Annotated in this window: 16 protein-coding genes; 13 read left to right on the top strand and 3 right to left on the bottom strand. The window is 37.1% G+C overall.

The window, feature by feature from the left end:
- Nucleotides 1-38: 38 nt before the first annotated feature.
- A complete protein-coding gene (locus tag FJR45_RS00635; RefSeq protein ID WP_193150901.1) occupies nt 39-1,139 on the bottom strand; it encodes a DNA cytosine methyltransferase in 1,101 nt (366 codons plus the stop codon).
- Nucleotides 1,140-1,143: 4 nt separating this feature from the next.
- Entirely contained in the window at nt 1,144-1,986 is an 843-nt protein-coding gene (locus tag FJR45_RS00630; RefSeq protein ID WP_193150900.1) for an NgoPII family restriction endonuclease, read from the bottom strand.
- Between the two features lie 446 nt (nt 1,987-2,432).
- On the opposite strand from FJR45_RS00630, the gene FJR45_RS00625 reads away from it, so the two are divergent.
- The 11 genes from FJR45_RS00625 to FJR45_RS00575 all read left to right on the top strand — a co-directional run bounded on the left by FJR45_RS00625 (nt 2,433) and on the right by FJR45_RS00575 (nt 12,276).
- Nucleotides 2,433-3,455, top strand: coding sequence for an aminotransferase class I/II-fold pyridoxal phosphate-dependent enzyme (locus FJR45_RS00625; RefSeq protein ID WP_193150899.1), 1,023 nt, complete (start codon nt 2,433-2,435; stop codon nt 3,453-3,455).
- Nucleotides 3,439-3,870, top strand: a complete 432-nt coding sequence (locus FJR45_RS00620) for a thioredoxin fold domain-containing protein (RefSeq protein ID WP_193150898.1) — start codon at nt 3,439-3,441, stop codon at nt 3,868-3,870. The genes FJR45_RS00625 and FJR45_RS00620 overlap by 17 nt, the downstream gene beginning before the upstream one ends.
- Nucleotides 3,871-3,873: 3 nt before the next feature.
- A complete protein-coding gene (locus FJR45_RS00615; protein WP_193150897.1) occupies nt 3,874-5,265 on the top strand; it encodes a cobyric acid synthase in 1,392 nt (463 codons plus the stop codon).
- Nucleotides 5,255-6,100, top strand: a complete 846-nt coding sequence (gene cbiB, locus FJR45_RS00610) for an adenosylcobinamide-phosphate synthase CbiB (RefSeq protein ID WP_226966441.1) — start codon at nt 5,255-5,257, stop codon at nt 6,098-6,100. Before FJR45_RS00615 ends, cbiB begins: the two co-directional genes overlap by 11 nt.
- A 318-nt stretch (nt 6,101-6,418) precedes the next feature.
- Nucleotides 6,419-7,294, top strand: coding sequence for an AraC family transcriptional regulator (locus FJR45_RS00605; RefSeq protein WP_193150896.1), 876 nt, complete (start codon nt 6,419-6,421; stop codon nt 7,292-7,294).
- Nucleotides 7,295-7,551: 257 nt separating this feature from the next.
- Complete coding sequence (locus FJR45_RS00600) at nt 7,552-9,009, top strand: NADP-dependent isocitrate dehydrogenase (protein WP_193150895.1); 1,458 nt, start codon at nt 7,552-7,554, stop codon at nt 9,007-9,009.
- Nucleotides 9,010-9,143: 134 nt separating this feature from the next.
- Nucleotides 9,144-10,121 carry a sodium-dependent bicarbonate transport family permease gene (locus FJR45_RS00595; RefSeq protein WP_193150894.1) on the top strand — a complete coding sequence of 326 codons (978 nt, stop codon included), beginning with the start codon at nt 9,144-9,146 and terminating at the stop codon, nt 10,119-10,121.
- Nucleotides 10,122-10,124: 3 nt separating this feature from the next.
- A complete protein-coding gene (locus FJR45_RS00590; RefSeq protein ID WP_193150893.1) occupies nt 10,125-10,403 on the top strand; it encodes a P-II family nitrogen regulator in 279 nt (92 codons plus the stop codon).
- Nucleotides 10,404-10,433: 30 nt separating this feature from the next.
- Complete coding sequence (locus FJR45_RS00585; RefSeq protein WP_193150892.1) at nt 10,434-11,276, top strand: metallophosphoesterase; 843 nt, start codon at nt 10,434-10,436, stop codon at nt 11,274-11,276.
- A gap of 58 nt (nt 11,277-11,334) precedes the next feature.
- A complete protein-coding gene (locus tag FJR45_RS00580) occupies nt 11,335-12,048 on the top strand; it encodes a carbonic anhydrase (RefSeq protein WP_193150891.1) in 714 nt (237 codons plus the stop codon).
- Between the two features lie 18 nt (nt 12,049-12,066).
- Nucleotides 12,067-12,276, top strand: a complete 210-nt coding sequence (locus FJR45_RS00575) for a hypothetical protein (RefSeq protein ID WP_193150890.1) — start codon at nt 12,067-12,069, stop codon at nt 12,274-12,276.
- Between the two features lie 54 nt (nt 12,277-12,330).
- Here the strand turns inward: FJR45_RS00575 and FJR45_RS00570 are convergent, their stop codons facing one another.
- Nucleotides 12,331-13,077, bottom strand: coding sequence for a complement resistance protein TraT (locus FJR45_RS00570; protein ID WP_193150889.1), 747 nt, complete (start codon nt 13,075-13,077; stop codon nt 12,331-12,333).
- A 126-nt stretch (nt 13,078-13,203) separates the two neighbouring features.
- Between FJR45_RS00570 and FJR45_RS00565 the strand changes: the two genes are divergently transcribed.
- Both FJR45_RS00565 and FJR45_RS00560 read left to right on the top strand, forming a co-directional pair.
- Nucleotides 13,204-14,259: a nicotinate-nucleotide--dimethylbenzimidazole phosphoribosyltransferase gene (locus FJR45_RS00565; protein WP_193150888.1), complete on the top strand. Its 1,056-nt coding sequence runs from the start codon at nt 13,204-13,206 to the stop codon at nt 14,257-14,259.
- A gap of 58 nt (nt 14,260-14,317) precedes the next feature.
- Nucleotides 14,318-15,907: a methyl-accepting chemotaxis protein gene (locus FJR45_RS00560; RefSeq protein ID WP_193150887.1), complete on the top strand. Its 1,590-nt coding sequence runs from the start codon at nt 14,318-14,320 to the stop codon at nt 15,905-15,907.
- Nucleotides 15,908-15,920: the final 13 nt, after the last annotated feature.

Raw genomic sequence — 15,920 nt, 5'->3', positions numbered from 1 at the left:
TTTATAAAGTTCAAGTGGAGTCTAACGGTCGACTTGAACTATAAGTGAACCGTTTGCTTAGCACTTTTTGATATATCAGGAATATATGATATGTCATTAATATTTGAATTTTGAGAGATAGGTTCACTTATTATTTCCAAGGATTTGTTAGGATATATGCTTAATAGTTGTTTTTGTATTTCTTTTGCCAAATAATATGCCAAATATGGTGGTACAGCATTTCCTACCATTTTATAACCTGCACTTAAATTTTTATAATAAAATTTATGACTATCTGGGAATGTTTGAATTCTAGCACATTCTCTAATGCTAAGTCTTCTATATAAATGTTCACTATGAGGAACAAATATTCTTTTATTTTGCTCCACAAACTGCATTTTAGGAGCTTGCGGATGAAGTGGAGCATGTCTTCCACCTGCTTGTATCGTAAATGATGGTTCATCCCAACTTCTGACTCTATTTCTTGACATAAACATTGACGAAAAACCACCAGTCATAAATTCATGGTTTCCTATCTTACAGTCATCACCATTTGTATAATTTTTATCTTTCGCAGGTAAAACATTATCTTTTAAATCAAAAATTACATCTTTTAAAAATCTTTTTTTTGAAAATGGTTTTGGGAATTCAAAGGTGATATTTAAATCTTTTCTAAATCCAATGAAAAATACTCTTTTTCTATCTTGTGGTACTTTATAGTCATGAGCATTTAAAAGCTTGAATGATAAATTATATCCACTATCAATAAAATGATTTTTAATATTTTCTAGTGCTTCACTATGGCGACTTGCCAACATACCAGAAACATTTTCAGCCAAGAAGAACAGAGGTTTTTTATCTCTTAGAACTCTTATGAATTCAAAAAATAGTTGTCCTCTATGGTCGTCAATACCTCTTGATTTTCCTGCTTCGCTCCAACTTTGACATGGAGGACCACCAATAAGTCCTAAAGTTTCAGGAATTTCATCTGACGAAATTTTTGAGATACTTCTTCTATCTAGAATAGCATCTGGAAAATTTTTTTCAAATGTTTCCCAAATCTCTTTATCATATTCATTTGCCCATATAGTTTTAAAACCTGCTTTTTCAAACCCTAAATCTAATCCACCTGCACCAGAGAATAAAGATATTATATTCATAATATTAAACCTTGAAAACTAAAAGTTTTGCATCAATTAAGTTTGCAGGATTATTTGGATTTTTTATTTTTACATCACTAATATTTATATTATCATTACTCTCTATTTTTTTAATATCCTCTTTTGGAAAAGAGTTATATTTGGATTTTTTCATTAAACATACTAACTGAAAATTTAAATTCTTATCATATTGATAAATATATTCATAGACCTTATTTGGGTTTTCTATAATCCACATACCTCTTACTCTTAGATATGTTATGTTTAAAGGATCTACATTTTTAATTCCACTCAACTCATTAGTTTCGTGATTTATTTCCAAATCATCAAGATAGTTTATAGATGTTGTTATTTCATCTTCAACTTTCTGATAAGTTTCTTCATCTGCTGCATAACAATCTCCATACACCATCCATAACGAATTTAGTTTTTTTGATTTTACATATCCAATTGTATAAATTAAATCTTTTTCAGTCCATTTTTCACATTCTCTACAAGTTTGATTAATCTTTGTATTAGTATTTAAAAGTTTAGATTTTGGATGTGAACTATTTAATTGTAAGCTTGTACTTGCTGATTCAATTTTTTTGACTTCTATTGCATCACCATTCCATAGCATCATATCTGGTGGATTTGTTTTATTTCCAGTATATGAAAATGTTTTACTTATTTTCTCAAGTTTTTTAGTTTCATCTACTTCATTAATAGTATCAGCAAAAATATTTTTAATATAAGCTTCTAACCCTTCTCCCATGTTATTCATTCTGTTATTGCCATCTGTAATATTTTGAATATTAGTTTGATAGTTTGTAACAATGTTTAAAAATGCTTTTAAAACATTAGACATTTTATTTTCTCCTGTGGGATAGTTTAATAATATTTTATCAAAATTAACTTTTTAGTGTCGTTAATTAAGTTATTATTTTGAAATATACAATAATATATAAAAATTTTGAAAATATATGTTATATTGCAATATAATTTAATATGAAAGTATATCCTAACTACTTATTAACACACATTATAAACAGAATAACCTTAAATCACACAATTAACTATCATCAAAAATGTGTGTTAATTGTTAAAAAATACAGAAAATACCAATAATTATGCACTTTTCATCAAAAAAATCATCTTTTGCTTAAAAATAAAGTGTTCTTTTAATCTTGTATACGAAAATAACCGTACATTTTGTGTGTTATTTGTCAATATCCGTACATAACACACAAAATGTTGCTTAAAGTTTTTCTTTCAAACCAAGTAGAGTTAGTAAACTTTTGGTAAAATCCGCGTATGAAACATGGTGCGAACATATATAAGTATGCAAAACGACTCGGGTGCAGCAGTGATGAGATTATTGATTTTTCATCAAATATCAATCTTTACCAACCCCAGACTGCATTACATGTCAACAATGCCACTCTTACCAAATATGCTGAGAGTGGCTACAAAGCACTGAAAAAAATCATTGCAGACAGATATGCTTTGAAAAAATCACAGATTGCGCTTTATAACGGGGCTACCGCTGCTATTTATGCGCTTCTTGATTCCCTAAAAGAAAAAAATGTCCTGCTTTATGCGCCGCTCTACGGAGAGTATGAAAAAGCGGCTTTGCGAAGTAAAAAAGATATTTACAAAATCAACCGAATTGAAAATCTAGATGCTCCGGTAAAGAAAAAATCCATCGTGATTTTTGTCAATCCTGCTACACCTGAGGGAAGTTTTTATGAGATTGAAGCACTTTTTGGGGAGTGGAAAAAGCAAAAGTGCACTATTATTTTAGATGAGAGTTTTTTGGAGTTTGAAGGGCACCCTTCTTTTCGCATGATGATACAAGAGTATAAAAAGCTCTATATCGTTCAGTCGTTTTCCAAGTTTTACAGCTGTGCGGGAGTGCGGATAGGGGCTGTTTTTTCACACAAAAAAAATATCAAAAAACTGCAGCCTCCACTTTGGAATATATCTTCGCTTGATGTGGAGTTTTTGAAAGAACGCCTCCAGGATGCAGCCTTTAAAAACGAAAGCTTAGCCTTACATGTACGCCAAAAACAGGAACTGCTTACAATTTTAAAAAGTTGTGGACTGTTTGAACAAATTGTTCAAAGTGATGCGAACTTCATCTTGGTACATTCACCAAAAGCCAAGGAAATATTTACCCACCTGCTCACACATAAGATACTTGTGCGAACCTGCGGGAGTTTTGACTATCTTACAGACGAATGGCTCCGCTTTGCCGTCAAAGACAGCAGTTCACATGCAGCGCTTAACTACGCGCTTACAACTTACAATGGAGAAACAAATGAAACTCATACTTAGTATGCTATTGCTAGCCCTTAGCCTCTTCGGGCGCGCTGACTTGGACGAATATGCTCAGAAGATGGGCTTTGAGCGTGATTATTACACGGCACTTGCCAAGGCAAAAAAAGCGCATCGTCCGCTGATGCTTGTCGTCACCAAAGCCGAATGTCCCTGGTGTGACCGCCTTGAAGACCGTACATTTACCGAACATACAGTGCATACGCGCCTGAAAAAAGAGGTAATTGTTGTGCTTGTGTATAAAAACTTTGATGAGGGAGAGTATCCTGCTGAGAAATTTCCGGCACCTTTTAGCCCGCGTACGTTTTTTATAGACCCTGATACGCAAAAAAACCTGCTCATCATCAATGGTTATGTTAAACCGGATAATTTCCTTGAAAATCTTGACAAACTCAATATGCTGTGGCAAGACTAAACAATGCACTCTTTGAGCATCTTCGGTACAAGTAGTGATGCAGGTAAATCTACGCTTAGCTTTGCCTTGACTTATCTTTTACACCACAGAGGGGTTCATGTTGCCCCTTTTAAAGCACAAAATGTTTCCAACAACTCGCTTGTAACCGACATCGACAACGGAGAAATAGCTATTCCTCAAGCCTTTGCCGCTGAGGCGATTGGACTCAAAACAACCCCGCTTTTTAATCCCATACTCTTAAAATCAGGCGGAGCAAGCAGAGCCCACATGATTATCAATGGCAAAAGTGTCGGCGATACCGATGTTTGGAGCTACTACAAAGATATGAAACGACTCAAACCCATCGTCAAAGAGGCATTTACTGCCCTGCAAAAAGAGTATGACTGCATCATCGCCGAGGGAGCAGGCAGTCCGGTTGAACTCAATCTCATGGACAAAGACCTCTCAAATATCTATGTAGCACAAGAGTTTCAGACAAAAATAGTGCTTGTCGCAGACATTCAAAGAGGTGGTGTTTTTGCCTCCATTTATGGAGTTTACAAGCTTTTACCAAAACAGCTTCGTAAAAATGTTATCGGTGTTATTGTCAATAAATTTCAAGGAGATATGTCCTTGTTTGATGCAGGAGTTCAAATCCTTGAGAGAGATTTTGGCATCAAAGTTTTAGGTGTTGTTCCCTTTCGTCCTTTTAATCTCGGCTTTGAAGACTCTGCTTCGTTGATGGGCTACACACAGGAGACTTCTCACTCCATCATAAAAGTCGGCGTTATCAAACTCCCGCACATCAGTAACTTTACCGACTTTGAGCCTCTTGTTGTAGATGCAGAAATTGAGCTGAACTTTATCACTAGTGTAAGTGAATCCAAACATTATGACCTGCTTATCATTCCCGGAAGCAAGCGGGTAGTTGATGACTTGCTTTGGCTGAAAAAACGCGGCTTTGGAGCTATTTTCAGCGATAAAAAAAGACATATCATAGCAATTTGTGGAGGTTATGAGATGCTGTTTGAACAGATTCTTGACCCCGAACATATAGAATCAGAAAAAGAGATTACACAGGGGTTTGGACGCTTCAAAGGAGATGTTGTTTTTCAAAAAGAAAAAATTGTACAAAAGGGATGTTATAACCTCCAAGGCGTTATGGTGGAGGGGTATGAGATACACAACGCTGTTGCAAAAAAGCGTGCCAAAAAAAAGAAAAACCTCTACGGTACTTTTGTTCACGGGCTTTTTGAGAGTGATGCCTTTCGCTATAAAGTCTTTCACAGACTCAACAAAAAGTACAAAGGCTACAATTTTAAAGCATTTAAAAAAGATGCTATTGCCGACTTTGCCGAGCATATCGCTTTACATGTAAACATAGACGCTATCCAAAAAGCACTACATGATACATAACATTTTCATCGCCCTCTTTGCCTACCTCATCGACAGAAAATTTGGGGAGTTCTCATTCATAAAACATCCGATAATTGTGATAGGCGAGATTATCACTTTTTTTGAAAAGAAGTTTTACAAAGACTCTGTAACACGCGGCTGTTTGTTAGTGCTATTTGTGTTGGGGATTGTTAGTTTTTTCACTCTTTTGCTTTATCTTTCTCTGCAGCTTTTCAACCCCTTTTTAAACATTCTCATCAGCTCTTTTATAGCATCTATGTTTATCGCCCATAAAATGCTACGAGACTCTGTACAAAATCTATTACATGTAAAGAACAAGAAAGAGGCGATTGCCATGCTAGTATCACGCGATACAAAAGAGATGAGTGAAAGTGATGTCTACAAAGCGGCGATTGAAACCTATGCTGAGAACCTGAGTGATGGTGTTATCGCCCCAATTTTTTATCTGTTGCTTTTTAATCTATCGGGAATTGTCATCTACAAAGCCATCAATACAATGGACTCCATGGTCGGCTACAGAAATGAAAAATATGAAAAATTTGGCAAATGTGCAGCAAAACTCGATGACTTTGCTAACTATATTCCATCGCGTCTTACTGCTCTTATCATCATGCTCCTTGCAAAACAAAAAAATATTTTTGCTTTTTATGAAGATGGCAAAAAGCATGAGAGTCCAAATGCAGGACATCCCATTACTGCCATGGCACTTGCCTTACATGTACAACTTGGCGGTGACACATCTTACTTTGGCAAAATAAAGAAAAAAGCCCATTTTGGCACGGGCAAAGAAAAAATAGAAAAAGAGGATGTCCAAAAAGCACTTAAACTTCTCTAATGAAAATCATTTACAGTAATTTTTGCTATAACTAAAGGCACCTCCACTGTCATTAAGTTAAGCATTTATTTGGAACCGGTACTTCAGTGCCGGCTGAGAGTGGCAAGACTATTGCAACAGCCGGCACTGAAGTACCGGTTCCGAGAAAGCATTAATTTTTTTACCTTAATGGCGTTGAAGGGCACCTCTAAAAATTCTGATATACCTCAAAGTCAAAACCACTTGCAGCTACTCGTAGCTCCTGCGTAGTTTTGCCTTGCATTAGTACTTTGCTATAATGTTGAAATATATCAGAATTTTTAAAGGTGCCCTTAAATTATGAAGCGAGAAACACTCAATAAAAAAACGCAAATATCCAACGATATACTCTTCTATATATATACAAATATTGATACCGACATCAATATGGATGAGTTGGCTCAGCAGTTTAACATCAGCAAAGTCTATATGCACAAAATTTACAAAGAGGTTTTTGGAAGAAATATTTATGAAAGCATCAAATCTATCCGACTGCAAAAAGCCTCTTCTTTGCTGCTGACAAACAAATATTCCACTATCACCCAGATAGCCGCTTTATGCGGATACAGCTCACAGACCTCTTTCATCCGTGTTTTTAAAAAGAGATTTTCCATGACCCCTACGGCATGGAAAAAAGGCGGGCATAAAGCATACTCTCAGACAATTCTTGCAGAATCAAAAAAAGCTATCGCCTCCAATGCCACCTATAACAACATTGAAGCGACTATAGTCAATATGCCCCAAATCGAAGTTTATTATATGCGACATAACGGATACAATGATCAAATCAGACAGACCTGGCAAAAAGTGCAAACATGGACCTACAGTAACAACATTAAAGATTACGAGCATATCGCCCTTTTTCACGACAACCCTACCGTCACCCATCTCGAGGAGTGCCAATATGTTGCTTGTATAAAAGTCAATGATAAAAATAAAATTGATTATGAAAGACTTCCAAAACTCAATATTGCAAAAGGTGTTTATGCCAAATTTGATATAACCGGTGCCGATGGAGATTTTTTACATTTTTTATACTGGGTTTATACCGAATGGCTTCCAAACAGTGAATACGAAACAACTACCCAACCACCCTACGCCATCTACAAAAAGAACAAATATCTCTCAGACGACAATCATTTTGATTTAAGCTTTTACCTCTCAATCAAGTTTTAGCACAAACTCCTTTAAATAGGAACATTTAAAGGGATAACTTTTTCAAAAGTAAATATTTAAAATAAAAATTGAATATATATAGAATAATAATTGTATATAAATAGATTAAAAATAGATAATTTTTAGGATAAAACCTGTAAAGACTTAATCTTTTATTTTTATTAAAATATCGGCATGTTTTCAAATGTAGGTGGAAATCATTATCAAAATGATGATTTCTAAAAATATTATGAAGAATTCTATTAAGGAGAATTAAAATGGCAAAAAGAACTATTACAGTAGCACGCGGAGACGGAATCGGTCCGGAGATTATGGATGCGAGTATCAGAATACTTGATGCTGCAGGTGCAGATGTAGAGTGGGAACACATTGATGTTGGAGAAAAAGTATACCTTGCAGGGAATACTTCTGGAATTGCTGCTGAAGCATGGGAATCTATAAAAAGAAACAAAGTTCTTTTTAAAGCACCAATTACAACACCTCAAGGCGGTGGATATAAAAGTTTAAATGTAACTATCCGTAAAACATTAGGTTTATATGCAAATGTTCGTCCGGCTATATCATATGATCCGTTCATTCCTTCAAGATACCCAGGTATGAATGTAGTTACTATTCGTGAAAATGAAGAAGATTTATATGCAGGAATAGAGCACCAACAAACACCTGAAGTAACACAGTGTCTTAAAATTATCACAAGACCGGGTTGTGAAAAAATATGCCAGTACGCCTTTGAATATGCCAAAGCATACGGAAGAAAACGAATTACATGTATGATAAAAGACAACATCATGAAAATAACAGATGGTCTTTTTGTAAAAGTATTCTACGAAACTGCTAAAAACTACCCAGAAATTCAAGCTGATGACTGGATTATAGACATCGGTATGGCAAAACTTGTAGATGCTCCTGAAGATTTTGATATGGTATTAATGCCTAACCTTTATGGAGATGTTGCGACTGACATTCTTGGACTCATGACAGGTTCTGTTGGAATTGCTCCAGGTGCAAATGTTGGTGCAGATATCGCAATGTATGAAGCAATTCACGGTTCTGCACCTCGTCATGCTGGTAAAAACAAAGCAAACCCATCAGGTCTTTTACTCTCTGGTGTTATGATGATGGTTCAGATTGGTCAGCCTGAAGTAGCTGAAAAAGTTCACAATGCTTGGTTGAAAACAATTGAAGATGGCATCGTAACATATGACCTTGCTAGAAAACTTAAAGCACAAGGCAAAGAGCATACAGAAGTAGGAACAAAAGAGTTTGCTGATGCTGTTATTGAAAGACTAGGACAAGAGCCATCAACACTTACTCCTGTAAGATATGACAAAGCAATTCAGATCAAAAAACCTGTTCTTTCAAATGTAAGAAGCGAAAAAATGGATCTTATCGGTGTGGATATCTTTACAAGAGATGACTGTGATGCAAATACTATCGGTGACAAACTGGTTGAATTAGCAAAAGATACAGGTATGGCACTCAAAATGATCTCTAACCGTGGTCAAAAAGTTTATCCAAATGGTCACCCTGAAACATTCTTAACAGATCACTGGAGATGTAGATACTATGCTAAAAACCAAGGAGATATTTTAAGCAATAGTGACATCACAGATATGATGAATAGAATAGATGCAGCAGGAATAGAGGTTATCAAAACAGAAAATCTTTATATGATTAACGGAGAGCGTGCATACTCTTTAGGTCAAGGTGAATAAAACCTCCCTTAATCCCTTCTTTTTAAACAAAAAAGAAGGGAAACACTACACTAAAGTAAAGGTTTGTTTCGCTACACTACAGACAAAAATCTGAAATAAACAGCTACCGCCTTTATGCAATAGGAGTTTAAAAAATGAATATCGATATAATTCTACAAAACATGTTAAATCCGCCTGTGTTATTCTTTTTTTTGGGAATGCTAGCAATTTTTTTAAAATCTGATTTAACTATTCCTCAACCACTGCCTAAACTATTTTCACTTTACCTGCTTATAGCGATTGGATTACATGGTGGTCATGAACTTTCCCAAAGCGGACTCAGCACATACATCTTTAAAGCCCTGCTTATTGCAGTAGGTATGTCTATGCTTGTTCCGGTATACAGTTTTTTTATCTTAAGAATGAAAATAGATGTTTATAATGCCATAGCCATTGCTGCGACATTTGGTTCTATTAGTGCTGTTACTTTCATTACAGGAATTACCTATCTTGACACTATAGGTGTTGCGCATGGCGGATTTATGGTTGCTTCTATGGCACTTATGGAATCGCCGGCTATTGTTATCGGTCTGGTTTTTGCAGCACTCTTTGCCAAAAGTTCTGACGCAGAAGATGAAAATACCAGTATAAAAGAGATTTTACGAGAAGCTTTTTTAAACCCTTCTGTATTTTTACTTATAGGCGCGCTTGCCATTGGGATATTGACAGGAGACAAAGGATGGCACTCTATGGAGCCGCTTTTTGGAACGCTCTTTAAAGGGATGCTTGCATTTTTCCTTCTTGACATGGGTCTTGTTGCAGCAAGAAAAATTCATGAACTGAAAAAAGTGGGAATGTTTTTGATAGGATTTGCACTCATTATGCCGATGGTCAATGCCTCTGTAGCTGTAGCGGTAGCCTATTTCTTCGGAATTGAAAAAGGGGATGCTTTTCTTTTGGCACTACTCAGTGCGAGTGCCTCTTATATCGCCGTTCCGGCAGCTATGAGACTCTCTGTACCTGAAGCAAATCCGGGAATCTATCTACCGTTAAGTCTGGCAGTTACCTTCCCATTCAATATTTCCTTAGGTATACCGTTGTATTATTATATGATAACAACATTTTGGGGGTAAAAGATGAAAAAAATCGAAGTCATCATTGAGTCTGTTTATATAAAGAGACTCTTGAAAGTTTTTAAAAAGCATAAGATAGGCGGGTATACTGTCATCAAAGATGTAGAAGGCTATGGGGGTCACGGTTTTCAGACAGCAGATGATGTCTCGGATGTACTGAGCAATATTCTGGTCTTTAGTGTTTGTAAAAAAGAACTGTTGGAGAACATGCAAAAAGATCTTAAAAAGTTTTTGGAGACATACGGGGGAAAATGTATTGTCAGTGATGCTACATTACTGTAGAGAGTATTTAAACAAAGAGAGGGAAAAACAATGTCACAAATATCACGAAGAAACTTTTTAAAGAGTGCAGTAGTCGCCGGTGCGATGCCTTTAATGGCCTCCGCCCAAACAGATTCGAAAAAAACACTGAAGTTTATACATGTCACAGATTCGCATATGGATCTGAGTGACAGTGACAGTGTCGAAGCGATGCAGCTTATGGCTGACTTTATCAACAAAAACTACAAAGATTTGGACTTTGTGCTTTTTGGCGGAGACAACTTTAACAACAATGCGCCCAAAGAGAGTGACGCACTGAAATTTAAAGAGATTGCCGACACACTTCACTGTCCTTACTACACAGTCAGAGGAAACAAAGAGTCTTTTCCAAGCGGTGACAAACAAATCAATCTCCAAGAGTTCAAAAATATGTTCTGCAGTGCAAAAGAGTTACATGTAGAGGGAAAAGACTGGCTCCTGGAAACAAAAGGCTACAATATTTTAGGGCTTGACAGCTGTATAGAAAACCATAATAACGGAGCCTACACACAAGAAACAATAGCTTTTGCCCAAAAAGTTCTCAAACAGAACAAACCAACAGTGATACTCAATCACCATCCCTATACAAACTACTGGGGCGGCACAGAAGAAAAAGATATTCACAAGTACGTTTTAAATAATACACTAGAAGTGCAAAAAAGGCTCTTTCCATACCCTAACCTGATTTTAACACTCTCAGGGCACAAACATATTGACTCGGTCAAAGAGATACAGGGAACAAAGGTTGTCGTCACACGCGGTTTTGTCCGTCCTCTTGATCTGGACATGTACCCGATGCGATATGTTGAACTGAACGGAAACACAATTCACGAAAAACTTATTTATACAGCCTGATTTAGTATCTATTAAGTATGCTAAACTTATAATATATATAAAATAAGGAAACGAATTTATGAAAAAGTTTAGTACAGCAACTTTGGCACTGATGGCAGGTGCAACAATGGCATTTGCCGGTGTTGAAGCACATTGGGACTATGCAAAACACGGTCCTCAGGACTGGGGACACTTCAGTAAAACCTGCAAACAGGGCAAAGAACAGTCTCCCATCAATATAGAAACAGAAAAAACACAGCAACTGGACCATAGCTACACAATCAAACTTTCCGAAGACTACAAAGGTGTTTCCACTGTTGTGGACAATGGGCACTCCCTTAAAGTCACCCCGGTTGATGCAGGCTATATTTCACTGCACGGAAAAGACTATAAGTTAAAACAGTTTCATTTTCACGGCATGAGCGAGCACACAATTGACGGCAGAAGATACAATGCAGTCGCGCATTTTGTCCATATGGCAAAAGACGGGTCGGTAGCTGTTATAGCTGTAATGTTTGAAGTGGGTGAAGAGAATCCTGCATTAACAAAAATCCTCAATGCCAAAGCAAAAGTCACCATAAATCCAAATGACCTCTTGCCAGAAGATACCGACCACTACTATCATTACAAAGGCTCTTTTACAACACCGCCTTGTACAGAAGGTGTAGAGTGGTATATTTTTAAAGATACAGTCAACATCTCAAAATCACAACTCGATGCTTTAAGAAAATACTACAGAAACAACGAAAGACCGACACAGCCTCTTAACAAAAGAGTTGTCCAAACAAAATAAGAGTTGTGAAAATATTTTATGAAAATAACTATTAACGACTATAACCTCCAAAACCTGGAAACATTTACACAAATCCTTAAAAAGGATGAGAGTACCCTTATCAATGAAGCCCTGGAATTCTATTTTGAAGAACAGCAGAAAAAACTGCTTGAAAAAAATCTTGCAGATGAAAATGCACTGACTAATTTGGATTATGACGAATTCTGGGATGGTGTGGATATTGACTAGAAAGCTTATAGACGGGTAGAAAGAACAGTTTATAAACTGCTCTTTCTGATTTTGTTAAAATACACCTGCAATTGAACGAGCAAGCGCTTTTTCAAGAACCGGACGTGCTTCGTCAAATTTTAAATTCATTTTATTTGCAGTTGAAATAATACGTGTACGGTACGTTTTCCATTTTACTTTGCCGCCTTTAATGTCTTGCTGTACTTTTGTAGAGCTTCCCTGTGCCAAAGATGCCTGCTGTGTTTGTGTTACAACTTCACCTTCAAGTGGTCTCTCACGGATTTGTAAATCAGTTACCATTACATATACTGTATCTTCTACCAAAGCATCTCCAAGAAAACCAAGTGCAGCACCTGCTAATCCTATCGCAGCACTCGTACGTCCTCCACCGCCTAATGAGTATGATGTTGCAGCACCTAAAGCACCCCCGGTTAACGCCGCACCAAAACTGGAACCCATCATAGCCTGTGCTTCTCTTAAGTCACTTTTACCGACTTTTAAAATATTCCCCTGGAGCATATATTTTGCTTTCTTTGGATCATTCGTTATTTTATAGCCTTTGGCTCTAAACTCGTTAGCAATTGCAGTCTTAACATCAACCTGCTTGTCAGAAGTATTTCTCATATCAAAGTAGATAATCTTTTCTTCCGGACCCACAGGCTCCAAAAATACAGTTTCAGACATTTTTGTCTGTACATCAAGATTTCTCTTTTTTACGGCTGTCTTCATCGCACTACAACCACTAAACCCAACTAAAACCAACGCCATCAACGACGCTATAATAACACTTTTTTTCAACATATAACTATGCTCCTCTTATTAAAATAAGTTTTTATTCTAACAGTAAAAACTTAAACTATCCAAAATATATTGAAACAAAAGAAAATATTTGTAATTTTTGTTACAATTAGAAAAAAGATTCTTATAATGCAAACATATAATATACTGACAAACGATGTGGACTCCCTTCCTGAGGGGAAAGCTGATTTTTTACTTGCCGCAAGCGTCACAAAGACCTGTGAAATAGACGGGATTACCCAGGCCGGGATTCCGGGTCTAATTCCTCTTACTCCTACTCTTGATGCCGAATACATAAGTCATGAAAAAGTTTTCTCTTTGGGTGAGCTTGCCGAAACACCCACAGGTGTTCCTACTCCTGCACTTATTACCCGTGCGGTACATAATCTCACTCCTTTTAGTACAATTGAGATTTTGGATTTGGGTCTGAGCCAACAGCCGCAAAACTGCATTGTGCACCAGTTTGATATCCAACCCTCAGGCTCTATTGACACAGGGGCGAATATTGATGCAAAAGAGGTGTTTTTAAAAGGTATGGAGTTTGGAAAAGCTTATGAGTTAAAAGGAAATTATCTCATCCTTGGAGAAAGTACCCCGGCAGGCACAACAACAGCAACCGCTTCCGTCTTGGCACTCGGCTATGACTGTGCAGATGATTTTTCCTCAAGTTTCTTACATGTACCGAGCAACATCAAGACGCAAACAGTCAACAAAGCCCTCAGCCTCATCAACAGTGACATGGACAATTTTGAAAAACTTGGCATTGTCAGTGACAATATGCTTCTTTTTTGTGCCGGATTTTTGCTTGAAGCTTCCAAGCGATTTGAAATAGTTCTGGCAGGTGGAACACAGATGGCAGCCTGTCTCTTAATCGCCGACAGACTCAGAGAAGATGTTTTGATGCGGGTCAAACATGACAACATTACCCTTGCAACCACGCAGTGGGTCACAAAGGACAAGAATTCCGATATTGCCCATATTTTAGAGCAGTTAAGCTATACACCCCATGCACTCTATACAACATTCAGTTTTGCAAAAACCCAGATACCCATACTCAAAAAGTATGACGAGGGCGAAGCAAAAGAGGGCGTTGGCGCAGGTGCTGCCCTTGCTTATGCAGCACAAAACAGCATACAAAATCAGGAACTTTTGGAGCAGATTGAGTATTTAATTTACAGTATGTAATCATACAAACATTTTATTACGTTATAATACTTAAATTTTTTACTCTTAGGATTTTTTAATGTTTTCATCAGTAAAGTCAAAAGTAATTGTCTCCATTGCCGCACTAAGTATTCTCGGACTTATCGGAATGTCCTATTATCTCTCCTCGACACTGCACAGTCTTTCCGATAGCACTGCAAAAAAATCTCTAAAAATGCTGAGTGAGTCCATTTTTCAGACGATGACAACAAGTATGATGATGGGTGACCCCGAAGTTGTCCAAACTGCCTTTGAGAGTGCAAAAAGCATCGACGGCATAGAAGACTTGAAAATTGCAAAATCAAAAGCCGTTATGGAAGTTTATGCACCAAATGAAACATATACGACCGACCCTCTTATACAGGAAGTTTTACAAAACAAACAGACAAAAATTATCGAAAAAAATGAAGACGGGCACCATATTATTCGCATGATAAAACCAATGACAGCCGAAAAAAGATGCCTCCAGTGTCACTACAATGCAGAAGTCGGGTATGCTCTTGGAGCAATGGATTTGACAATATCTCTTGACAAAAACGATGAAGAGATTACACAGACAAACACAACGCTTATCATCTCTTTGATTATCGGAGGTATCGCTTTTAGCATTGTTGCTCTCATTTTTTTCAGCCGTGAAATTTTTACACCGCTGAACAATCTCAAAGAGAGGATTGCAGACCTTGTCCGTGGGAACAAAGATTTAACCAAACGTCTTGCCTACAAAAAAGGCAATGAGTTTGGTGAAACTGCCAATGAAGTCAATCACTTTATAGAAATGATACAATCTACCGTAAATGAGGTAAAATCTCTCGGCGAACAAAACAATGAAATTGCCTCTGAAATAGAAATTTCTTCCCATGTCATACGCAAGGGGGTACAGCAGGAGAGAGAAATTGTTTCCAAAACAAGCCAAAAAACAGAAGATATCCAAAAGATTTTAGATGAAACCATAGAGGCAGCCACTGTTACTCAGGAAACGATTCTCAATGCCGAAAAAGAACTCGAAGAGGCACACAGCTCTCTGGCAAAACTTAACAGTGAAGTAGAACATTTTGTAGAGAGTGAAAACGAACTCTCAAGCGAACTTTTAGTCCTTAAAAATGATGCCGATCAGGTCAAAAATGTCCTCAATGTTATCAAAGAGATAGCCGAACAGACAAATCTTTTAGCCCTTAATGCCGCCATAGAAGCTGCGCGCGCAGGAGAACACGGGCGCGGATTTGCCGTGGTTGCCGATGAAGTCAGAAAACTTGCAGAACGCACCCAAAAAAGTTTGGCAGAGATAGACATCAGTGTCAGCACTATTGTGCAGGCTATCAATGACGTCAGTGACAAGATGACAGTCAATGCGCAAAACATAGAAGCTCTTGTCCATATATCTGATGATGTGGAACAAAAAATCACGACAACTTCCAAAGCGATGCAAACCTCTTCACAGATGGCAAACAAATCAAAAGACGACAGTGAAAAAATGTCGCAGAACATTCAAGAAATCATTCGCTATATAGAGAAGATAGAAACCCTTTCCACCGCAAACGGTACAAGTGTCATCAGTATAGAAGCTGATTTGCAAAAACTCGTACAGGTTGCCTCTTCTTTACAGAAAACAATCGACGAATTCAAAAGCTAAGGAAAAAAACTCC

The organism is Sulfurimonas sediminis (assembly GCF_014905115.1).
GTDB lineage: Bacteria > Campylobacterota > Campylobacteria > Campylobacterales > Sulfurimonadaceae > Sulfurimonas > Sulfurimonas sediminis.
This window is presented reverse-complemented; position numbering and strand designations above follow the sequence as displayed.

Bases quoted from the DNA above. Each gene is read 5' to 3' on its own strand.
- FJR45_RS00635 (WP_193150901.1), bottom strand. From the start codon at position 1,139: ATGAATATAATATCTTTATTCTCTGGTGCAGGTGGATTAGATTTAGGG.
- FJR45_RS00585 (WP_193150892.1), top strand. From the start codon at position 10,434: ATGTCACAAATATCACGAAGAAACTTTTTAAAGAGTGCAGTAGTCGCC.
- FJR45_RS00595 (WP_193150894.1), top strand. From the start codon at position 9,144: ATGAATATCGATATAATTCTACAAAACATGTTAAATCCGCCTGTGTTA.
- FJR45_RS00575 (WP_193150890.1), top strand. From the start codon at position 12,067: ATGAAAATAACTATTAACGACTATAACCTCCAAAACCTGGAAACATTT.
- FJR45_RS00615 (WP_193150897.1), top strand. From the start codon at position 3,874: ATGCACTCTTTGAGCATCTTCGGTACAAGTAGTGATGCAGGTAAATCT.
- FJR45_RS00565 (WP_193150888.1), top strand. From the start codon at position 13,204: ATGCAAACATATAATATACTGACAAACGATGTGGACTCCCTTCCTGAG.
- FJR45_RS00625 (WP_193150899.1), top strand. From the start codon at position 2,433: ATGAAACATGGTGCGAACATATATAAGTATGCAAAACGACTCGGGTGC.
- FJR45_RS00620 (WP_193150898.1), top strand. From the start codon at position 3,439: ATGAAACTCATACTTAGTATGCTATTGCTAGCCCTTAGCCTCTTCGGG.
- FJR45_RS00590 (WP_193150893.1), top strand. From the start codon at position 10,125: ATGAAAAAAATCGAAGTCATCATTGAGTCTGTTTATATAAAGAGACTC.
- FJR45_RS00600 (WP_193150895.1), top strand. From the start codon at position 7,552: ATGGCAAAAAGAACTATTACAGTAGCACGCGGAGACGGAATCGGTCCG.
- cbiB (WP_226966441.1), top strand. From the start codon at position 5,255: ATGATACATAACATTTTCATCGCCCTCTTTGCCTACCTCATCGACAGA.
- FJR45_RS00630 (WP_193150900.1), bottom strand. From the start codon at position 1,986: ATGTCTAATGTTTTAAAAGCATTTTTAAACATTGTTACAAACTATCAA.
- FJR45_RS00580 (WP_193150891.1), top strand. From the start codon at position 11,335: ATGAAAAAGTTTAGTACAGCAACTTTGGCACTGATGGCAGGTGCAACA.
- FJR45_RS00605 (WP_193150896.1), top strand. From the start codon at position 6,419: ATGAAGCGAGAAACACTCAATAAAAAAACGCAAATATCCAACGATATA.
- FJR45_RS00570 (WP_193150889.1), bottom strand. From the start codon at position 13,077: ATGTTGAAAAAAAGTGTTATTATAGCGTCGTTGATGGCGTTGGTTTTA.
- FJR45_RS00560 (WP_193150887.1), top strand. From the start codon at position 14,318: ATGTTTTCATCAGTAAAGTCAAAAGTAATTGTCTCCATTGCCGCACTA.